The sequence below is a fragment of the Chitinophaga niastensis genome, assembly GCF_003014755.1.
Taxonomy (GTDB): domain Bacteria; phylum Bacteroidota; class Bacteroidia; order Chitinophagales; family Chitinophagaceae; genus Chitinophaga; species Chitinophaga niastensis.
Map to the genome: position 1 here is coordinate 221657 of NZ_PYAW01000007.1, position 17220 is coordinate 238876.

Consider the following 17220-nt stretch of genomic DNA (forward strand, 5'->3'; position numbering starts at 1 on the left):
CCTAAATCCGGTATCCGTACGTGAGTGAATAGATATGCCCATATAAAGATCCTGCGCCAGCCCCTAAAGTAAAAAGGCAGGAGAATCTCCTGCCTTTTTACTTTAGCACCCCGGAACCTGATTCCAAAGCACTGGATATGAATACCTTATATTAATTAATGTAACCTTGTTACTTAAAAAGTGATCCGCCTCAAAAAAGCACATCACCCATTACGCTTCATTGACGGAGCCTCTTTATAAATGGGATAACTGTGCCACCTTGGCTTCCATCCCATCTGCTTCATTGTTGATCCCATCTGCTTTAACTGCATTGGTACAGGCCCATTGCAGCAATACCTGATCGTTTTTTGCCGCAGCAATTTGCGCAATACGATAATACACATAGGCCAGCAGTTCCGGTGCACGTGACACGCATTGCAGCGAGCGTTGGTAATAAGCCAGTGCTTCATCTGATTTATTTTGTATTCCCGCTATGCGGCCCAGCTGATAGAGTAATGAAAACTCCACGCCGTAATGGTCTCCGGGAATGCCTGCGCGGATATATGACTGTGCCAGACTAATGGCTTCCTCATTTTTTTGTTGTATGCGCAGATTCACTACCTGCACTACTTTTGCCTGTGCTGTAGCCATAAGCATTAACGTATCATCCTGGTGCAGCACTTTAAAGTAAGGATCTATCTGAACATCCACCACACGGCCATTAACCGGTAGTTGCAGGCCAGTACTGCGATCATTGATAGTGATGTGTTGCAGTGACTTTGTACCATCGCTATAGGTGAGCATCACTTCCAGTGACAGCCGGTAAATACTATCTTTTTGTGTAACGGTGAGCTGCAATTTATTTTGTTGCTGCTGCCAGCTGCTTTGCCAGGCTGGTACCCCCACGCGTTCAAACCATTGGTGATAAAACCACTGCAAACTGCTACCATGCGCCTTTTCTACCTCCCGCTGAAAATCCTCCCAGGTTACTCCATCACGACTATACTTTTCACCAATGGTTTGCAGCGCCTTATTAAACACCGACTTCCCGACGGTGGCCGATAACAATTCCAGCGCCAGGAAACCTTTACTATCACCTATAATATGACTATTGTCACCAGATAGATCGGAGAGCGGCTGGTCGTTTCCGGCGGCAGCATTCTTCAGGTATCCAAGTCCGCACTGATCATTGATATAGCCAGGATAGCCGGTTTTACGGTAATCAATAGCATGTACACTGTCGAAATGATTTACTACCTGCAGGGAGCCATATTGTGCCAGTCCTTCGGAGAGCATAGCCTCGCCCTTGTTACCTACTGACAACACTTTATTCCCCCACCACTGGTGGCCTATTTCATGGCCAAAGAGTGCATAATTAAATTTCCTGAGTGCCCCGGTGGGCATCACTACCCCACCTAAAATACTGGCGCCACCAATGCCGGTGCGATCAGAAACATATTCGGGAAATTCAATGATGGAAAAGTTCGGGATAACCAGCGGGCCAAATTGGATAGACAGAAAATCCAGTACAGAAGCGGCTTTGCGGGATAAGTCATCGCCATTAACAGCTTTGCTGAAGCTATAAGTATAAAAAGAACGATGACCTTTGTATTCCTGTCTTGAATAATCTCCGATATATAATGAGAAGATATCGGGTTGCGTATAATGGAATTCAAATGTGCGGTTGCCTGTAGTCGCAGTAGTGTTAAGCGTACAGGCAGCCATCACTGCCATCAGGTTTGCCGGCGTAGTAACCTTGATGGTGCCAGTACCACGGGTATATTTACCAGTACCATCTTCAGAGCGGGTAATCACCTGTGGATACCATGCCGAGCCATAGCCACCAGCCATACAGAAAGCACTATCGAGATAATATTGAAAAGCAGGCGCGTCGCCCCGCTCATAAGCATAAGTAAAGTGTAGCGGACTACCAGTGGGCATGGCATGATTAAATCTCCAGCGATAAACGATATCACCGGATTCATTTACACTGGTATCCATTCGGGCGGTGGCTCCATCCAGCTGAAGCGTTACTGCCCCCACCCCTTTGCTGATCACAATATCAACAGAATCTGCGGTATTGGCTTCCGTTTCAAAAGAAAGGCTCCCCTGCACAGCAAACGTTTTCTTCACCAGATCAACATGTACCTGCAGCTGGTAATCCAATTTATGCTGCGCAAATAAAAGCACCGGAAACAACAGGCAGATACAAGTAATAAGTCGATGCATACTTTTTTACACAAAGTAACAACCAGGACAACAATTAAAATGGTATCAGATTAACTTTTCAGGAGGGCCCTGAACTTATGGGGAGTTGCGTTGTAGTATAAACGAAATGATCTTACCAGGTGCGATGCGTCTGAAAAGCCCGCGGAGAAAGCAATATCAGTGACTGGCAGCGTAGTAGTAAAGAGCAGCATCATCGCTTTTCTGACCCTCATCTTCAGCTGGTATTCGCCGATGGTCATCCCCTCTTTTTCTTTAAAGGCACGTGCCAGGTAAATGGGATGTACAAATACCCTGGACGCAATGGATTTGATGGTATGATGTGTTTCAAATTCATTTTCCAGGATGGCCTTTACCTGGGGTAACCAGGGCAGGCGCATCGGAATCTTATCTGTAGCATACTCCGAGAGCCAGCTGAAGATATATTCTTCAGAAAAAGACACCTCCGGTTCATGAACAAAGGAATACAAAAGCCGGTATAGGTAATCAAAAGTGCCGGCTTTATAAACCATCATTGTTTCAGGCAGTATACCGCGCAACTCCAACTGTTGCAGCCCTGTTTGTTTAAACTCGATGTTCAGGCATTTGCCGCCACTATCCTGAAAGTGGTTAGCATGGCTATATCCCGCAGGCCTGAACAGCACTTCACCCGGGATGACCGCACTATCCGTTCTTTGGTTCACTTCTTTGTAGCTGCCATTGATCAGTAGGCTCAGGTAGGCATTTTCGTGATAGTGCTCATGAATATGCACATGAGGCTGATATGCCGTAATGTTTAACCGGAACAAGGCATTCTCGTTAAACTGTTGTTCTTTACCAAAATAATTACCAGGTGATAAAATAATGCTCATAAACTTCCGCCGCTTTCCTTTAGGTAGCACCGGCAACCAAAGATACTTTTTAAACAGAAAGCAGGAAAAGGATTATGTTATTTATTCCTGTTGATACAAAATCAGATCGAAATCCCGAACTTAGTAAGCATATGAAAAACATCCTTCTGATCCTGACAAGTTGGTTGCTCTTTGTTGTTCCTCTTCATGCCCAACAACCCTCTGCCAACACAGTAACAGCCCGCCTGGAGAAAAACATCCCGGTGCTGATGCAAAGAGATTACATCCCTGGTTTAACTGCTGCTTATATCCATCATGGTAAGCTGGTATGGATTCACCACTTCGGGGTAGCCAATGCAGCTACGAAAATGCCCGTAACGGATTCCACGCTGTTCGAGGCAGCGTCGCTCAGTAAAGTAGTGACGGCATATGCTGCCCTTAAACTCGTAGATGCCGGCCTGCTTAATCTTGATACCCCACTCAATACTTACCTCGGCAATAATTACGATATAGGCAACGATCCCCGTATCCACCTTATTACGGCGCGCCGTGTATTGTCGCACTCCGCCGGCTTTCCAAACTGGCGTAGTAAAGGCGATTCTTTGCTGCCTATCAACTTTACTCCCGGAGAGCGGTTCAGTTATTCCGGTGAGGGATTTGTATACCTGGCCAAAGTGATGGAAAAAATCACGCACCTGCCTTATGAAAAACTGATTGTGCAAACCGTCTTCGGGCCCCTTGGCATGACGCACAGCAGCATGGTATGGGAACCTGCTTTCCAGCATTTACAGGCCTACCGCCATGATTGGCTGGGAAATGTATCGACACTCGCGGATTACCCACAAGCCAATGCTGCCGCCAGTCTTCGTACAACAGCTAAAGATTATGCCGCCTTCCTCATCGCAGTGCTTGATGGTAAAGGGCTTAAAAAGGCAACACATGAAGCGATGCTGACACCACAGATCAAAGTAGATTCCGTGAAGCAGCCACAGTTGGCCTGGGGATTAGGCATAGGATTAGAAATCACACCAGATGCCCGCTATTGCTGGCATTGGGGCGATCAGGGAGATAGCAAAGCCTGTTTCACTGCTAATATCGATACCCGCGATGCCATCCTGTATTTTACTAATAGTGCCAATGGGATGTCGATTGCTTCCGAAATGCTGGAACTCTCTATTGGAGGCCACCAACATGAAATACTGGCGTGGCTCGATTATGGCAAATTTGATCCTGCTGCAGCAGACCTGGTGAAAGCAATAAAACACGATGGCGCCACTTCGGCTTTACAGACATACCAACGTCAACGCACCCACGTAATTGGTGAGAACCAGCTGAATAGCATGGGTTATCTTTTGTTGCGTGATAAAAATATAACTGATGCGATTGCCGTGTTCACACAGAATACAAAAGACTATCCCGATTCCTATAATGTGTGGGATAGCCTTGCGGAAGCCTATATGGGTCAGGGAAATACAACACTGGCCATTCAGTATTATGAAAAATCACTGGTATTAAACCCGAAGAATCAAAATGCAGTAGACAAGTTAAAGAAATTGAAGAAGTCCTAATACACTAAAAAAAACCTTTACATAGCGCAAAAGAATAGCAGTATAAGACGGGAATTACTCAAAGCCTGCATCTTTCATTGGCTTTCAGAAGTTAGGGCTATTACTGAATAATGGTGTATAGATTATAATGAAATTCATGTTGGTTTTATATTTTGATTCACCCTAAATAAATTATTGGGGTCGTACTTATTCTTAATCGTTACTAATCTTTCATAATTCTCACCATAAGTTGCTTTCACACGTGCTTCTCCTTCATCCATCATAAAATTCACATAAGCACCACCAGCAGAATAAGGATGTAGCGTTTCCCAATATTGTTTAGTCCAGTTCGTAATTTTTTCTTTGTTTGCAGGGTCAGGATCAACACCTACGATCACCATTGCCCATGTAGCATCGCGGTAACTCCAGGGAGTGGATGTATTGCTTACCCTTGACGCTGCACCATTAACCGGATACAGGTGCATGGTGGAATGCATAGTAGGCAGTTCATTACCAAACTTAATATGCGCAGCAATTGCTTCCTCACTTAATTCTTTCACAAAGTCGGCGCGCCAATACCACTGTAACCCGGTAGGATACAAGCCATCAAACATACTTTGCAAAGCTGGTTGTGATAAGGGTCCAACAAAATCAAGTGCGGGAGTTTTGAATGACCGAATAGGCTTAAAGGCTTCTTCAGCGTTTTCCATAGGTCCTGTATAGGCCCACACAATGCCGCACATTTTTTTTAGATGAAGATGCTCCGGGAAAGGAGCTACAGGAGGAACCGTGAGGAATGCAAAAAAACCGTTCAAGTCATCCGGTGCATCCTTTATCAGTTTACTATACCATTTCATCACCGTTGCCGATTCGCTTAACTCATATAATATAGGGCCGCCGTATACCATCGATACAGGGTGCAGTTTAAATGTAAAAGAAGTGACTACACCAAAATTTCCACCACCTCCTCTCACCGCCCAAAATAAGTCCTGATTTTGATTTGCATTTGCAACGACAAAACTTCCATCGGCCAATACCATGTCTACAGCCAAGAGATTATCAATGCTCAGCCCATATTTGCGGGTTAAATAGCCAATACCTCCACCGGTAGTTAATCCTCCAACACCGGTTGTAGAAATAATTCCGCTTGGTGTTGCCATTCCAAACGCATGCGTGGCATGGTCAATATCTCCCCAGGTACATCCTCCACCAGCCACTACGGTTTTCGCCTGTAGATCAATGCGGGTATATTTCATCAATGAAAGATCAATCACCAATCCATCCTCACAAATCCCTAAACCTCCGGCATTGTGTCCGCCACTGCGAATGGAAAGTAGCATATTATTTTCTCTTGCAAAATTCACTGACCGTATCACGTCAGCCACATCCGTACAGCAGGCAATCATACGTGGATGTTTGCTTATCATCGCATTATATACTTTGCGGGCATCATCATATCCCGCATCCTGAGGCATTATTAAACCACCTCTCAAACTTTCCCTGAAATCTTTAATAGCTTCCATAACATAAGTTTTAAATAAAACAAACGATGGAGCAACGAATTTAAGCTTTTTCCACAGCATTATCCGGTTAAAATTAAGGAGGTAACCGAAGCCCACCGTTAATTCCAGCTTTAAAGTAGCCTGCCAAAACAATGTGTTAATTATGCACTATCCCGTAACTGCTATTTTTTTTCAAGGCTGTTACTAATTGAGCAATCTGTTGTTTTCGTATAGGCTTTTCAGATATAGATTTTTCAGTAACACGATAATCAGGAAAAACCTTTTGAGATATTTTTTTGAGAGGACTTTATCCTTTGCTGTTACCAAAATAAAAATGGACAACCCCGGTGTAATTTTAATTTATCCACTTTTGTGCCCGGAACTGAACGATTATGGAACCCAATATTCTTGATATTAAAACAATTAAGTACAATTAATGGAATTATCTTCCTGGTTAGCCGTAATTAATATTCTACATAAATAAGTGCCGTATTATTGCAGTGATTTTTTTTGTTTTTTTATTCTCCATAATTATCCTTTCGTGTGATTTTTTCCTGCTTTTTTTTAAGTAAATTCAATGATCAGTACATTTTCATCTTCAAACAAATTGAATTATAAAAAAGCAATCTGTTAAAAATTTAAACTGAGTAAATTAAAATACTCAACCTATCCAACGAGGTCCGGCAAAATGCTGTGATGATCAGTTGCACGCTCCGATCTAAACATAAAACTATTTTATTCAATTATTAAAACACCACCTTTATGAAACAGAAAATCGAAAAAAAACTGTCACTTTCTAAGATTAAAATTAGCCGGCTGAATGATGTGATTACATCAGATCCAAATCTATGCCCTACCGGACGTAAAACCTGCATAGATGTCTGTGGAACAGTTGCTGCGACCATAATTTCCTGTAATACAACGACAACATTATGATCTGATGCGACTAAAACAACCTGCCAGATGGATTTGAACCAGAAAACAAACAGGTTACAAAATGTGTTGGGCAGATAAAAAAGTATAACATAAAAAGGTAGATCAGATAATTAATCCGATCTACCTTTTTGCGTGTTCTATTCCCTTATGACCTTTTTCACCAGGTATTTACTTCGGTACAGCCTTATCCGGCAGCATTAACCGGTCTACGGGTATCTGCTCTCTTTCCGGGAACTTAGGATCTTTAGTCAGCAATTCTTCCATTTCCACTTTGGTAAACAGCCCGGTTACACCATAGTCATGCCATAGACGGGACAACGGAGTGATGAAATGCTCCTGGAATGCTGCAGGAGACAGTTTTTTGATATAGTCCTTGTCATGGGGTACAGCCTTGGCCAGGTGGCCACGCTCCCAGGAGTATTGAAAAAGCACATCTACAAAGTCCCGCTGAACAAAAGGCTCCAGGGAAATTCTAGGGGAAGCGGTGACCTTTTCGCGCAGGGCATCAAAAGAGAGCTTTAATTTATGCATCGCAGCCAGGGCGATCTGCTCATTAATGCCAGGCATCTGCGACTTATATGCCTCTGCCAGCACACGAGCCCTTGCATTATTGATCTTATCGGCGATGGAGTCCGGCAGCTCCTCAGATTTTACACCTTCCTGGGGCCGGCCCTTTTCAAATCGCTCATGTGCATCTCCGAGCACTTTAGCCTGCTCAGCACCCTGGTTTGTAGTCATATAGGCCTGGTAGTTGAAATGGGACATGGCATTCGCCTTCTCCGTCTGAGCTACCCGGTTGCTCTTCAATATCGCTAATGCATAGGGCGTAAACCGTCCTATAAATTCTTCGGAACTGGCGCCTTGCAGATAGTCTACTTCCTCCGGGGCAATACTTCGGTCCTCAGCAGGTTTATCCAATCCGATCTTATCCCGGTAAGTAGCAGAATTTCTTATCGCGCCTGCCCCCGTCTCTGTTGTCAGTATACTGTTAAAAGGTACCAGGTTGGCCAAAGAACCCACATTGTAAGAAGGGGAAGGAATTGCTTGCGGAACAGGACACACGGGCAAACTTGCCGGCACAACGGAGGAGTTTCCAAACGCAGTAGGCGGCGGACATACATTAGATAGAGGAATGGGATTCATGCTGCCAGGTGTGCCATGGCTTCCCGCCCCCAATGCAGGAACAGAGGGCTTCACGACGGCAGGTAACCCATGCGCTTCAGCTCCCGGGATGGCACTTCCAATTGCCTGAACAGCACTGAAAATAGCCAGGTATTTTACCAGGCCTGACATCCCTGCACTTAATAAGCCCTGCTTCTTTGGCTCCTGTTCCTCCTGCGCGTCTTCTTCTTCGGCAACCGTATAGGAAGTATTAAACTGGGCATTCACCTTTTTCAGCAGAAATTCTCCTACATCCTCATAGGTTTCAAACGATTTATTTTTCATCTCACTACTCCCCATGTACTTTCTCATCCATTGCTCATGATCCCTGGAAATAGGTACGTCTTCCAAAAAAAGTTTTACTTCGTCCCATACCTCCTCATCAGGCAACGGCTTTTTACCGAAATCCGGTATGATCACGCGCTGTAAGGGTGCTACTACCGCCGGCAACTGAATACCTTTTGCCCCAATATTTTCCTGCATGCAGTTACTCCTTTGGGTGGTGTTAGTCTGGATGGGGGTATGTTCCGGAGACATTTTACTGGACGGTTAATATGAGGAATAAGTATTTAGACCAACAGCAATTTCACCGGGCCTACCATTATTGTAGTGAATGAAGTTCATAATATCGCCAGGACAATGAACATTACTAATATACAAAATAATACCTGGCCAAAAATACAGAACGACAAAACCCGCTCTAAGATTGTGTTTTGTCGTTTTGTGCCCAGAACTGGATTCCTTATGTTCCGGATATGAATGTAAATAATCTGTATTAAATTTCTCTTTACTGTCCTGCGGACAAACAATTAAAAATGTAATCTGAATTCCATCACCATACCAGGACCGTTTTTCTTATCTGTTATTTTGGTGCCAGGAATATGATCACCACTATTATTATAAACATTGGTTGTTTGCTGTAGAAAAGTATAAAGAAAATGTGCGCCAAAACTCGCTCTTTGGGGTATTACCTCAAAAAAAGGACCGATACCGATAAACTCGCATAAAGCATTCCCCTTTATTCTGATATATTGTTCCGGTGCGCCCGCAGCGGAAGTCATAGCTTTAACGCTTAGTGGCCCGAAGTTTACACCACCTAACGGAGATAAAAAAAATGTTTTTGAGAGTGGAAACATATACTGAACAATAGGTCCGACTAATAAACTTGTACCCCGGGTGTATATTCCTTTACTCTTTTTATCAGAAATGGAAAGCCCACCTGTTACGGTAAACCCAACAGATAACTTGTCAATAATATGGTAGCCTCCTTTCATGGATAGTGTGGCAGCTGTACCAATATATTGACCAAATGGCGCCACAGAGCCAGTTAATCCCAATCCACCGCCAATCCAAAAATCACCTTTGTTAATCCTGAGTGTGTAAGGTTTGCTTTTTTTTATACCTGGGCCCGAATCTATATTTTGTGCGGAACATATTGTGATCCACCCTGAGGCAAATAAAGGTATGAGGAAAGCAATGAACCCGATTTTTTTTGGGATTAGTCTTTGTTCGTTTTTCATAGTAAAAAATTAGATGGTTGTAAAATTTCAAACATTCATCCTTTCCAGCTGGCAAAACCAGAAAGGCATATGCAAAAGCAGTTGTGTTTACCCGAAGTCATAGTGCTTTCTTTCGCATTTATCTTGTCATTTGACGATACGGGAATCTTTACTGGATGAGCGATGTGAAAGAATATATCCTATGACTCTTTTGCATTGATGGATAAGGAGATAACCTGGGGATTATTTGTGGGGGATTAATGTAGCCAATCACTTCTTTTATAGTCCAAAATTCAATACAGCAGGTATAGACCAAAAACTTCATTCAACATGATTAATGCATCTTTTGAGGTATCGTTAAGAGCAGTAGGTTATATCCTTTTGTTCCCTGCATCAAAACGCTGCTGAATGCCATTTTCGTTCTTTGGTTGCTGCATTGTCCACAATTAAATGTTTGACCATGCATAATAGTTGTCGCCATTTTTCCAATATGGTATCTGCATCGGCAATAACGGGTGTTTTTCTGTCAATCTCAAGCGTCATCGAAATCAGTTTTTTAACAGCCGCCGCCATGACAATTACCTGCATTGAACACTACTGTGAAAATATATGGTCGAAAAGCCACGTCAATAAATGTATTGTTTCTTCCACCCCTTCCATAATTGTAACAACGGACCAGGCTGAAAAGTTGGGTGGAAATGAAAAATAAGAACATTTTAAGCAGCTGGATAATTTCCTTCCAGCCCAGGCAATTGTTATACAGATACCTGCCCTAATTGAGGTAGCTGTAAGTTTTACAGGTCCGGATATTTTAGAACATATTTGTCCGGATAAAGCTATCTGATCCGCCCCGGACTGGACCCAAAATAGGAAAGAGGTTGTATCAAAAGTAATTTGATGGGCTTGAGAATCGCGTAAACGAAATTTCTCTCCATCAGGCACCCGGATAAAATCGGGTAAAAATTACTTTTGATACAGCCTCTTTTTTGACAAAATTCGGTAATAAAGATAATGTCTTATGTGTTTTCTAATTATTCAATCAAATGGTCAAAATAATATTCGTGCTAAATGGATAAAATCCGTAAACAATCTGGTAATTTATATCAAATGCGAACGTCCAAAAAACATCATATTTGTGTCAACATTTGATGTCAGATATAAACCCTATTGGATAAGTTTTAAAACCCGTTGACAATAAAGATATCATATATTGACCCTTCAAGAGATCAGTGTAGCATTTATTTAAAATGTGATCTCTGAATCTGCCCATAGGTTTTATTCATGAAGCGAGAACGAATTATTTGCTTATACTGCCTTGCTTTCATGTGAAATTCCTCCATTAAACATACGCACGTTATCACCTGATGCCAGGCTGATAACCTGAAAATGCCATGTAGTTATACTGTAAGCACTGCCTTATCCGAGGCAGGAAAATATGCTCATTCTTTTACCCAAAAACAATTATCAGTTATAAAAAAAGTATCAAAAAAGCTGAGCCTGAGGAAAATAAAACTGTCCAGAATACAACTGACTAACCTGGAAGCCATACAAGGAGCCAGAGGACTTGTTACTTCTTCTATCCAGATATGCGACGGGTGTGGTGGCAATAGCACTATTTCATGCGGAGGGAGCTGGTTATCCCTGTAGCTAAACCCATCATTCCAATTCAAAAAAATACCACTAAACTATTATTTCCTGTTAACAGGAATGTTGCTGTAGTATTTACAACTATAAAATCGTATACCCGTTACCGTATTTTTTATCACTAATTATAAATAATCATTAACATGAAAAAAGAATCAGTAAAAAAGTTAAGTCTGAGCATGATCAAGGTTACCCGCTTAAGCAGTAACGCAGCTCAATTAATTCGGGGTGGTAATGCAATTTCCGGGCCTGTAGGTCCTACAGGCCCCACTACAGTACAACCTGATCCATGTGCATCACAATATCAGGCATGTACTATGGATTGTACATTTGGCTGTACCCCTTGGTGATCTTTGTAAATAAATCACAAAAACGACAAAACCCGCTATAAGAGCGGGTTTTGTCGTTTTTGTGATTTATTTACAAAGCTTCTATGTGCACTGGAGTGTACTTTTCTCGAACCACTTCCAATTATTTCCTGATTGCGTGTAAATAATAAGTTTTGGAAATTCAGTTTGGTGGAGTTGGTAAAGCAAGGAATTAACCCTTTCTATAGCGTCAATCTAAATTTATTACTTGATGGTTAAATGAATAATTACATAATTAAATTAAGTTTTTTTTATCAATTTCAAATTTTTAGTATCTTAATAGGGATTTATAATTCAAGGGTACTAGAAAATAATCACGATAGTTGTTAATCATACATATGAAGCTAAGTAACACATAAATGGAGTAGCGTGTATATAAGGGAAGTACAATCGATATCATATGCTGACTTGAAATGAATTCATTGTCTATTCCTAATTCACATTTATCAAAATTATTAGGTTAAAGCTGATTTGTAGCTTATGTACGGTAGACCCAACCCCGTCTATTATAAGCCCAAACTGGTTTACGAGATTCTATTTGGTTTACCCAATAGCCCATGTATTCCTTTATTTGACTGATACATATCAACTCATTTTCAGGTACACCGTTTTTCATGATACGGGGGAATCCAGCCGTTCCGTTTTATAGTCATCCAACACCTTTTTTCTGGCATGACAGCAAGCTACAAACGATATAAATTTCACCCAAAATTGATATTATCTATGACTCCTTCAACTCATGAAATGCTCAGCATATCATACTGTACAGTAAGTATGAACAGGATTGAGCAGGTAAAAGTGACATTGCCACTTAACATAAAGGAAAACGAAAGGTTTAGTAATTTAAAATTCCTGTTATTGGATTATAATTCTTCTGATGGATTGGAAGAATGGGTACGTGAGAATTTGGAGGAGCACATCCTTTCAGGGAAGCTCACTTACTACAAGTATCACGATGCTCCTTTTTTTAATGCCTCCCATTCCAGGAACATGCTTTTCAGGCTGTCAAAAAATGACATTATTTGCAATGTAGACGCTGATAATATTGTCTATGGAGAGTTTACCGAGCATATCATGGCACAATACCGACGGAACCCGGAAGTATTAATTGTAACCGATCTCTCCAAAGAGAAGTATGATATGAGAGACGCGGTAGGACGATTTTGTTGCAGGAGGAACGACTTTATACAGGTAGGAGGATACGACGAGAGTATAGTCGGATATGGATTCGAAGACGTGGATCTTTATAAGCGTATTAGCCGGCTCGGGCGGGAAAAATGTGTAATTGATAATGCTGGACTACTCGCTGTGCTCAATCATAGTGATGAGGAGCGGGTAGTTAACGACTGGCTTGTGCAGAAGCATCATGCTATATTTATCGGTTCGAAGGAGGGCGGCCTTGAGCTGCTGATCCTGACGGACGACCGACGGTATATCAGGGGAACGGCTATAACAGGGCGCTACGAAAAAGAAAACTTCCAGTTCGGTTATGATGAAGGACCTTGCGGTGAGTGGGAACATAACGCAGATGGAACTTTTACCCTCAGACCAACAGGTGGAGAAACATTGCAGTTACAAGTTATTGATGAGAAAGAAAATTACCTGTTATCCGGTCAAGGTGAGCAGTTGTACCTGATGCGCCTTACCGAAACGGAAGGTGTAAACAAAGCGGTCATGTTATACAGAATGTCTGTAAATCAGGAGATATACCAAAAAAATATAGCTAACAATCACTTAACTGCTAATTCAAAAGGATTTGGCTTTGGACTGGTATATCAAAATTTTGATACCCAAACGCCAATTGATCTGAGTCAGTTCAGCTAAGAAGAGAGATGTCAGAAATATTCGCGCTGGACAAGGGGTTTCCCCAAAATAAAAATGGACAAACCAAGATCAATCTCGATTTGTCCACTCTCGTGCCCAGAACTGGATTCCTTATGTTCTGGATATGAATACTTTGTAAATAAAGTGTGTCAACTTTGTGTCGTCAATTAAAAACATTTCTGTTTTTCCACGTTTTTAACCCCTTCCTCCCTATCGTTACAAAAATAGTGAAAAGATGTCCACATGAAAAATATATCCTTTCAATAGGTAATGAGACTCCTCTATAGCACATTTGGTACTCTATCCGTTTATGAAGAACAAGTTGGATCTATATAGACATTTAAATTATATAGGGGGTGACTTTATAAATTATAAGTTATTATTTTGATAGTTGGAGTCTCTTCTTGTCCTTCCCCACTAAAAGGTAGAAGATATTTTGATCTTTTATTCATTAGTTAAATGCGCGTGATTACTAGGAGATTTAAATCAATATATCAGGTTCGAATCCTGTCAGCCCGACGAAGCTGAAAAAGCCTTACAACGATGCGTTGTAAGGCTTTTTTGTTGGCAGTTGAATTTGAGGATAATGGATTTATGTGAAGGCTAGGGTACTGCAAATAAGAAGGCCTGTAAGTCCAACTTACAGGCCTTCTTCGAAATTTCCCCAACTGGAGTTCAATCAGCACAGTATCAATTACTATTGCTGTTGGAAATTTTCATTAGCAATGGCAAGCAATTTTAGTCCGCTTTTCTGAAGGTATATTTAAAATCCCAGGCAACTCCATCTCCATCATTGACTTTCTGCGTCAGCAGGAATCCGGTTTCAGCATTATAAGTGTTAATAGCCTCAAATGTATTATTGATTGTGTTACCGTTTGCATTGTTGGAATTGGTCCATTTAGCGTAATTGCCGGCACCAAGAGGTACATCAAGGAGCTCATCATAAGTCACCATGTACAAATACAGGAACGGATTCTTCTCAAATGCATACTGGAATCCATTTGGCTTATTGTCGTAGAAGTAATTATTGGTATTTATGACAGTATATTTATTGCTGCCATCGATGTTTCTTCTACCATAGACAATATTTTTGGTAGTCAGGTTGCCACCAGATATAGTGTACTCAGTGTAACCTACATATTTGATCTTATCGTTGGTAATAGTATCTTTGCTTCCCATTAAGACCGCCTGGTTATTCTTCATGGTAAATTCTAAAGTCGATTTAGAAGGATTTCCAGTAGTCCATGAGATCATCGTGATTTTGTCATTATTATATACCACACTATCGTTGTATTGCACCTTGTTATTTTGAATATCTACATATTCAACTTTTTTGCATCTACCGTCAGCACCATATATGAAATTGTAGCGGTAACCCCAGTTGCCATTTCCTGTATTATCAGTAAACAGACTCTGGATAATATTATTCTTAAAAGCAAAGCTATCAATAGCCTGTCCGGATCCATTATCTACAACTGTTAGCGGCAGATATTGCTGAACGGAGGGGGTATTATCATCTTTATCTTTCTTTCCGCAACTGGTCATTACAAGAGCAAGCATTGCTGCGCCTGCAGCCATTTTTAACATCATTCTTTTTTTCATAAGTATTAAGTAATTATTAATAGCGAGCATAATTAGCATCTCACACGGACGTAAACAGGGATTGGGTACTGCATTACATTCCATGATTGCCGGATTGATAGTATTAGGTTTATAGGTATGGGACAATTTTTCCTGGCTAGAATAACAGTTGTTGGTTCCTCACAGGTTAAATACAATTAATAGCGTTGTTAAATCATTATCTCTAATTGTAAGACAGACTTTGTAGTTTTATATTCAGGAATTTCCTTCTGATTTCAATAATTGTTTTTGTTTTGTACCCCAGTAAATCGGCAAATAAGTTTCCTGGGAAAGAAATGATGGCATTGTTATAGTCCATTACTACATTATTATAAATCCACCCGGAGGCAGAAAGGCGGTCCTCAATATCTGTCCACCTTTTCTGCAGTTGGAGAAAATTATCGCTGAACTTGAGATCAGGGTAATTTTCTGCTGCCTCCATAATTTGTTTTAATGTGCCAGTTATGCTGTTATTGAGTTCTATTTTTTCAATTTCACCAATATTATAGGAAAGTGCATTCGCATGCATTCTCGTCAATTTGATCAGTGCATCACATTCGCAATACATATAAGATTTTACGGTATCTATCAATTCAGGGATTAAATCGTAACGGTCTTGCAGAGCAGCATTTATGCTTTCTGTTGCGCTATCCACCACATTTTTCTTTCGAATAAGTTTATTACAAAAATAAATTGTAGGTATTGCTACTAGCCCGGCTGCAATTATTCTGATGTCCATATTTTAATTCCTTATTGTTTAATAATTATGCTAGTTACAGACCACATAAGCGCATCTTGACGATTCATTCAAACTACCGTCTATGTTGAATTGGCCAATAACCGTCGTCATTAGGGGTACGATTCCGGCTATTTCGTTACATTTTTTCTGCGAAGTAATTTTCAGAATATGGTATTCTGTTTAGCCATAGTTTCTTAATACGATATTTTCTTTGACAGGTTATACGAAACATGTTGGTTTTACAGGATACATATAGTATAGATGGTAATGAATTACGAATCAAAGCAGGTATTGAATACTTTGTTTCCCGAACGCTCCATCTGACTGCCAATGACATCAAAAATGCTTTATTAGCTCAAAAGTGGGAAAAAAAGGAATTAAAAAATCACCCAGTAGATAACCTTAGGCGAATAATCTATCAAACGTATCAACCAGTATATGAAAATATTGGCACCAGCTTACATAAAAGCATTTCAAAATAGATAGAAAGGGGGATTTCACTGTCAATTACCACAGATTGCATTATTTCCTAACTTACGAATTTGTCGCAGCTTTATATATTTACTAATAATTAATGTATTTTGGATGCGATGAAGTATACTTGCCTGGTTATAGAGGATAACATAATAGAGAGGGATCTTTTAGAAATGTATCTCGACAAAATCAATATCCTTGAAATTAAAGCTATCTGTAAACATGCTGCTGAAGCATTTAAAATACTATCCACTACAAAGGTTGATATTATATTTTCAGATATAGATATGCCCGACATTTCAGGTATTGAGCTATTGAAAGGTCTTAGAAACCCACCAATTTTCATCTTCATCACCTCTCATCCGGAATATGCTGCGGAGAGTTTTGAACTCGACGTAATGGATTTCATCCCTAAGCCAGTTAGCATAGAACGGTTTATAAAATCGGTAAATAAAGCGATAGAACACCTCGATCTCAGAAAAAAGGTACAGACTTTAGCATCGGAACAGAAAAGTGATCCCGATTTTTTCTTCATCAAAGACAGCAAGGGATATGCACGTATCAACTACGAGGAAGTCATCTATATGGAGAGCTTTGGAGATTTTTCCAAACTACACACTTTCGATGGACATACCTACACTGCATTAATCAATCTTAAAAACTTTATACTTCAGTTGCCAGGCTTCTTTGTCAGGGTTCACAAACAGTACCTTATCAATTTCAACAAAATTATGAGTGTGAGCACCCACGAAATTATTCTGGAAAGCGGTGCAAATATACCACTCAGTCCTTCCTATCGCGAGGAGTTACTCCAATTGATCAACAACCGAACGCTCAACAGGATAGCGAAGAATTCCGACATTTAGTTATT

The 17220-nt window shown here is 40.8% G+C and carries 13 protein-coding genes; 5 read left to right on the plus strand and 8 right to left on the minus strand.

Features of this window, described 5'->3' with window-relative positions:
- Positions 1–234: 234 nt before the first annotated feature.
- Together CLV51_RS24985 and CLV51_RS24990 are read right to left on the minus strand one after the other, a co-directional pair.
- A complete protein-coding gene (locus CLV51_RS24985) occupies positions 235–2208 on the minus strand; it encodes a M1 family aminopeptidase (protein ID WP_146151373.1) in 1974 nt (657 codons plus the stop codon).
- 50 nt (positions 2209–2258) lie between these two features.
- Entirely contained in the window at positions 2259–3056 is a 798-nt protein-coding gene (locus tag CLV51_RS24990) for a helix-turn-helix transcriptional regulator (protein ID WP_146151374.1), read from the minus strand.
- 131 nt (positions 3057–3187) lie between these two features.
- On the opposite strand from CLV51_RS24990, the gene CLV51_RS24995 reads away from it, so the two are divergent.
- Positions 3188–4603 (plus strand): serine hydrolase, encoded by a 1416-nt coding sequence (locus CLV51_RS24995; protein ID WP_158267148.1) that lies wholly within the window; start codon positions 3188–3190, stop codon positions 4601–4603.
- A gap of 134 nt (positions 4604–4737) precedes the next feature.
- Here the strand turns inward: CLV51_RS24995 and CLV51_RS25000 are convergent, their stop codons facing one another.
- From CLV51_RS25000 to CLV51_RS29250, 4 genes are all read right to left on the minus strand, one after another.
- Positions 4738–6105 carry an FAD-binding oxidoreductase gene (locus CLV51_RS25000; RefSeq protein WP_211302116.1) on the minus strand — a complete coding sequence of 456 codons (1368 nt, stop codon included), beginning with the start codon at positions 6103–6105 and terminating at the stop codon, positions 4738–4740.
- A 1083-nt stretch (positions 6106–7188) separates the two neighbouring features.
- Entirely contained in the window at positions 7189–8718 is a 1530-nt protein-coding gene (locus CLV51_RS25005) for a hypothetical protein (protein WP_106530834.1), read from the minus strand.
- Positions 8719–8990: 272 nt separating this feature from the next.
- Positions 8991–9701 carry a hypothetical protein gene (locus tag CLV51_RS25010; RefSeq protein ID WP_106530835.1) on the minus strand — a complete coding sequence of 237 codons (711 nt, stop codon included), beginning with the start codon at positions 9699–9701 and terminating at the stop codon, positions 8991–8993.
- A gap of 372 nt (positions 9702–10073) precedes the next feature.
- Complete coding sequence (locus CLV51_RS29250) at positions 10074–10223, minus strand: hypothetical protein (protein WP_158267149.1); 150 nt, start codon at positions 10221–10223, stop codon at positions 10074–10076.
- Between the two features lie 843 nt (positions 10224–11066).
- Here CLV51_RS29250 and CLV51_RS28955 point away from each other — a divergent pair.
- Together CLV51_RS28955 and CLV51_RS25025 are read left to right on the plus strand one after the other, a co-directional pair.
- Positions 11067–11327, plus strand: coding sequence for a hypothetical protein (locus CLV51_RS28955; protein WP_146151375.1), 261 nt, complete (start codon positions 11067–11069; stop codon positions 11325–11327).
- A 1088-nt stretch (positions 11328–12415) separates the two neighbouring features.
- Positions 12416–13516: a glycosyltransferase family A protein gene (locus CLV51_RS25025; RefSeq protein ID WP_158267150.1), complete on the plus strand. Its 1101-nt coding sequence runs from the start codon at positions 12416–12418 to the stop codon at positions 13514–13516.
- A gap of 738 nt (positions 13517–14254) precedes the next feature.
- On the opposite strand, the gene CLV51_RS25030 is transcribed toward CLV51_RS25025, so the two are convergent.
- Positions 14255–15118, minus strand: coding sequence for a hypothetical protein (locus tag CLV51_RS25030; RefSeq protein ID WP_106530839.1), 864 nt, complete (start codon positions 15116–15118; stop codon positions 14255–14257).
- Positions 15119–15320: 202 nt separating this feature from the next.
- Positions 15321–15875, minus strand: coding sequence for a LemA family protein (locus tag CLV51_RS25035; protein ID WP_106530840.1), 555 nt, complete (start codon positions 15873–15875; stop codon positions 15321–15323).
- A 230-nt stretch (positions 15876–16105) separates the two neighbouring features.
- Between CLV51_RS25035 and CLV51_RS25040 the strand changes: the two genes are divergently transcribed.
- Together CLV51_RS25040 and CLV51_RS25045 are read left to right on the plus strand one after the other, a co-directional pair.
- Positions 16106–16357 carry a hypothetical protein gene (locus CLV51_RS25040; protein WP_106530841.1) on the plus strand — a complete coding sequence of 84 codons (252 nt, stop codon included), beginning with the start codon at positions 16106–16108 and terminating at the stop codon, positions 16355–16357.
- Between the two features lie 108 nt (positions 16358–16465).
- Positions 16466–17215: a LytR/AlgR family response regulator transcription factor gene (locus CLV51_RS25045; RefSeq protein WP_106530842.1), complete on the plus strand. Its 750-nt coding sequence runs from the start codon at positions 16466–16468 to the stop codon at positions 17213–17215.
- Positions 17216–17220 lie beyond the last annotated feature (5 nt).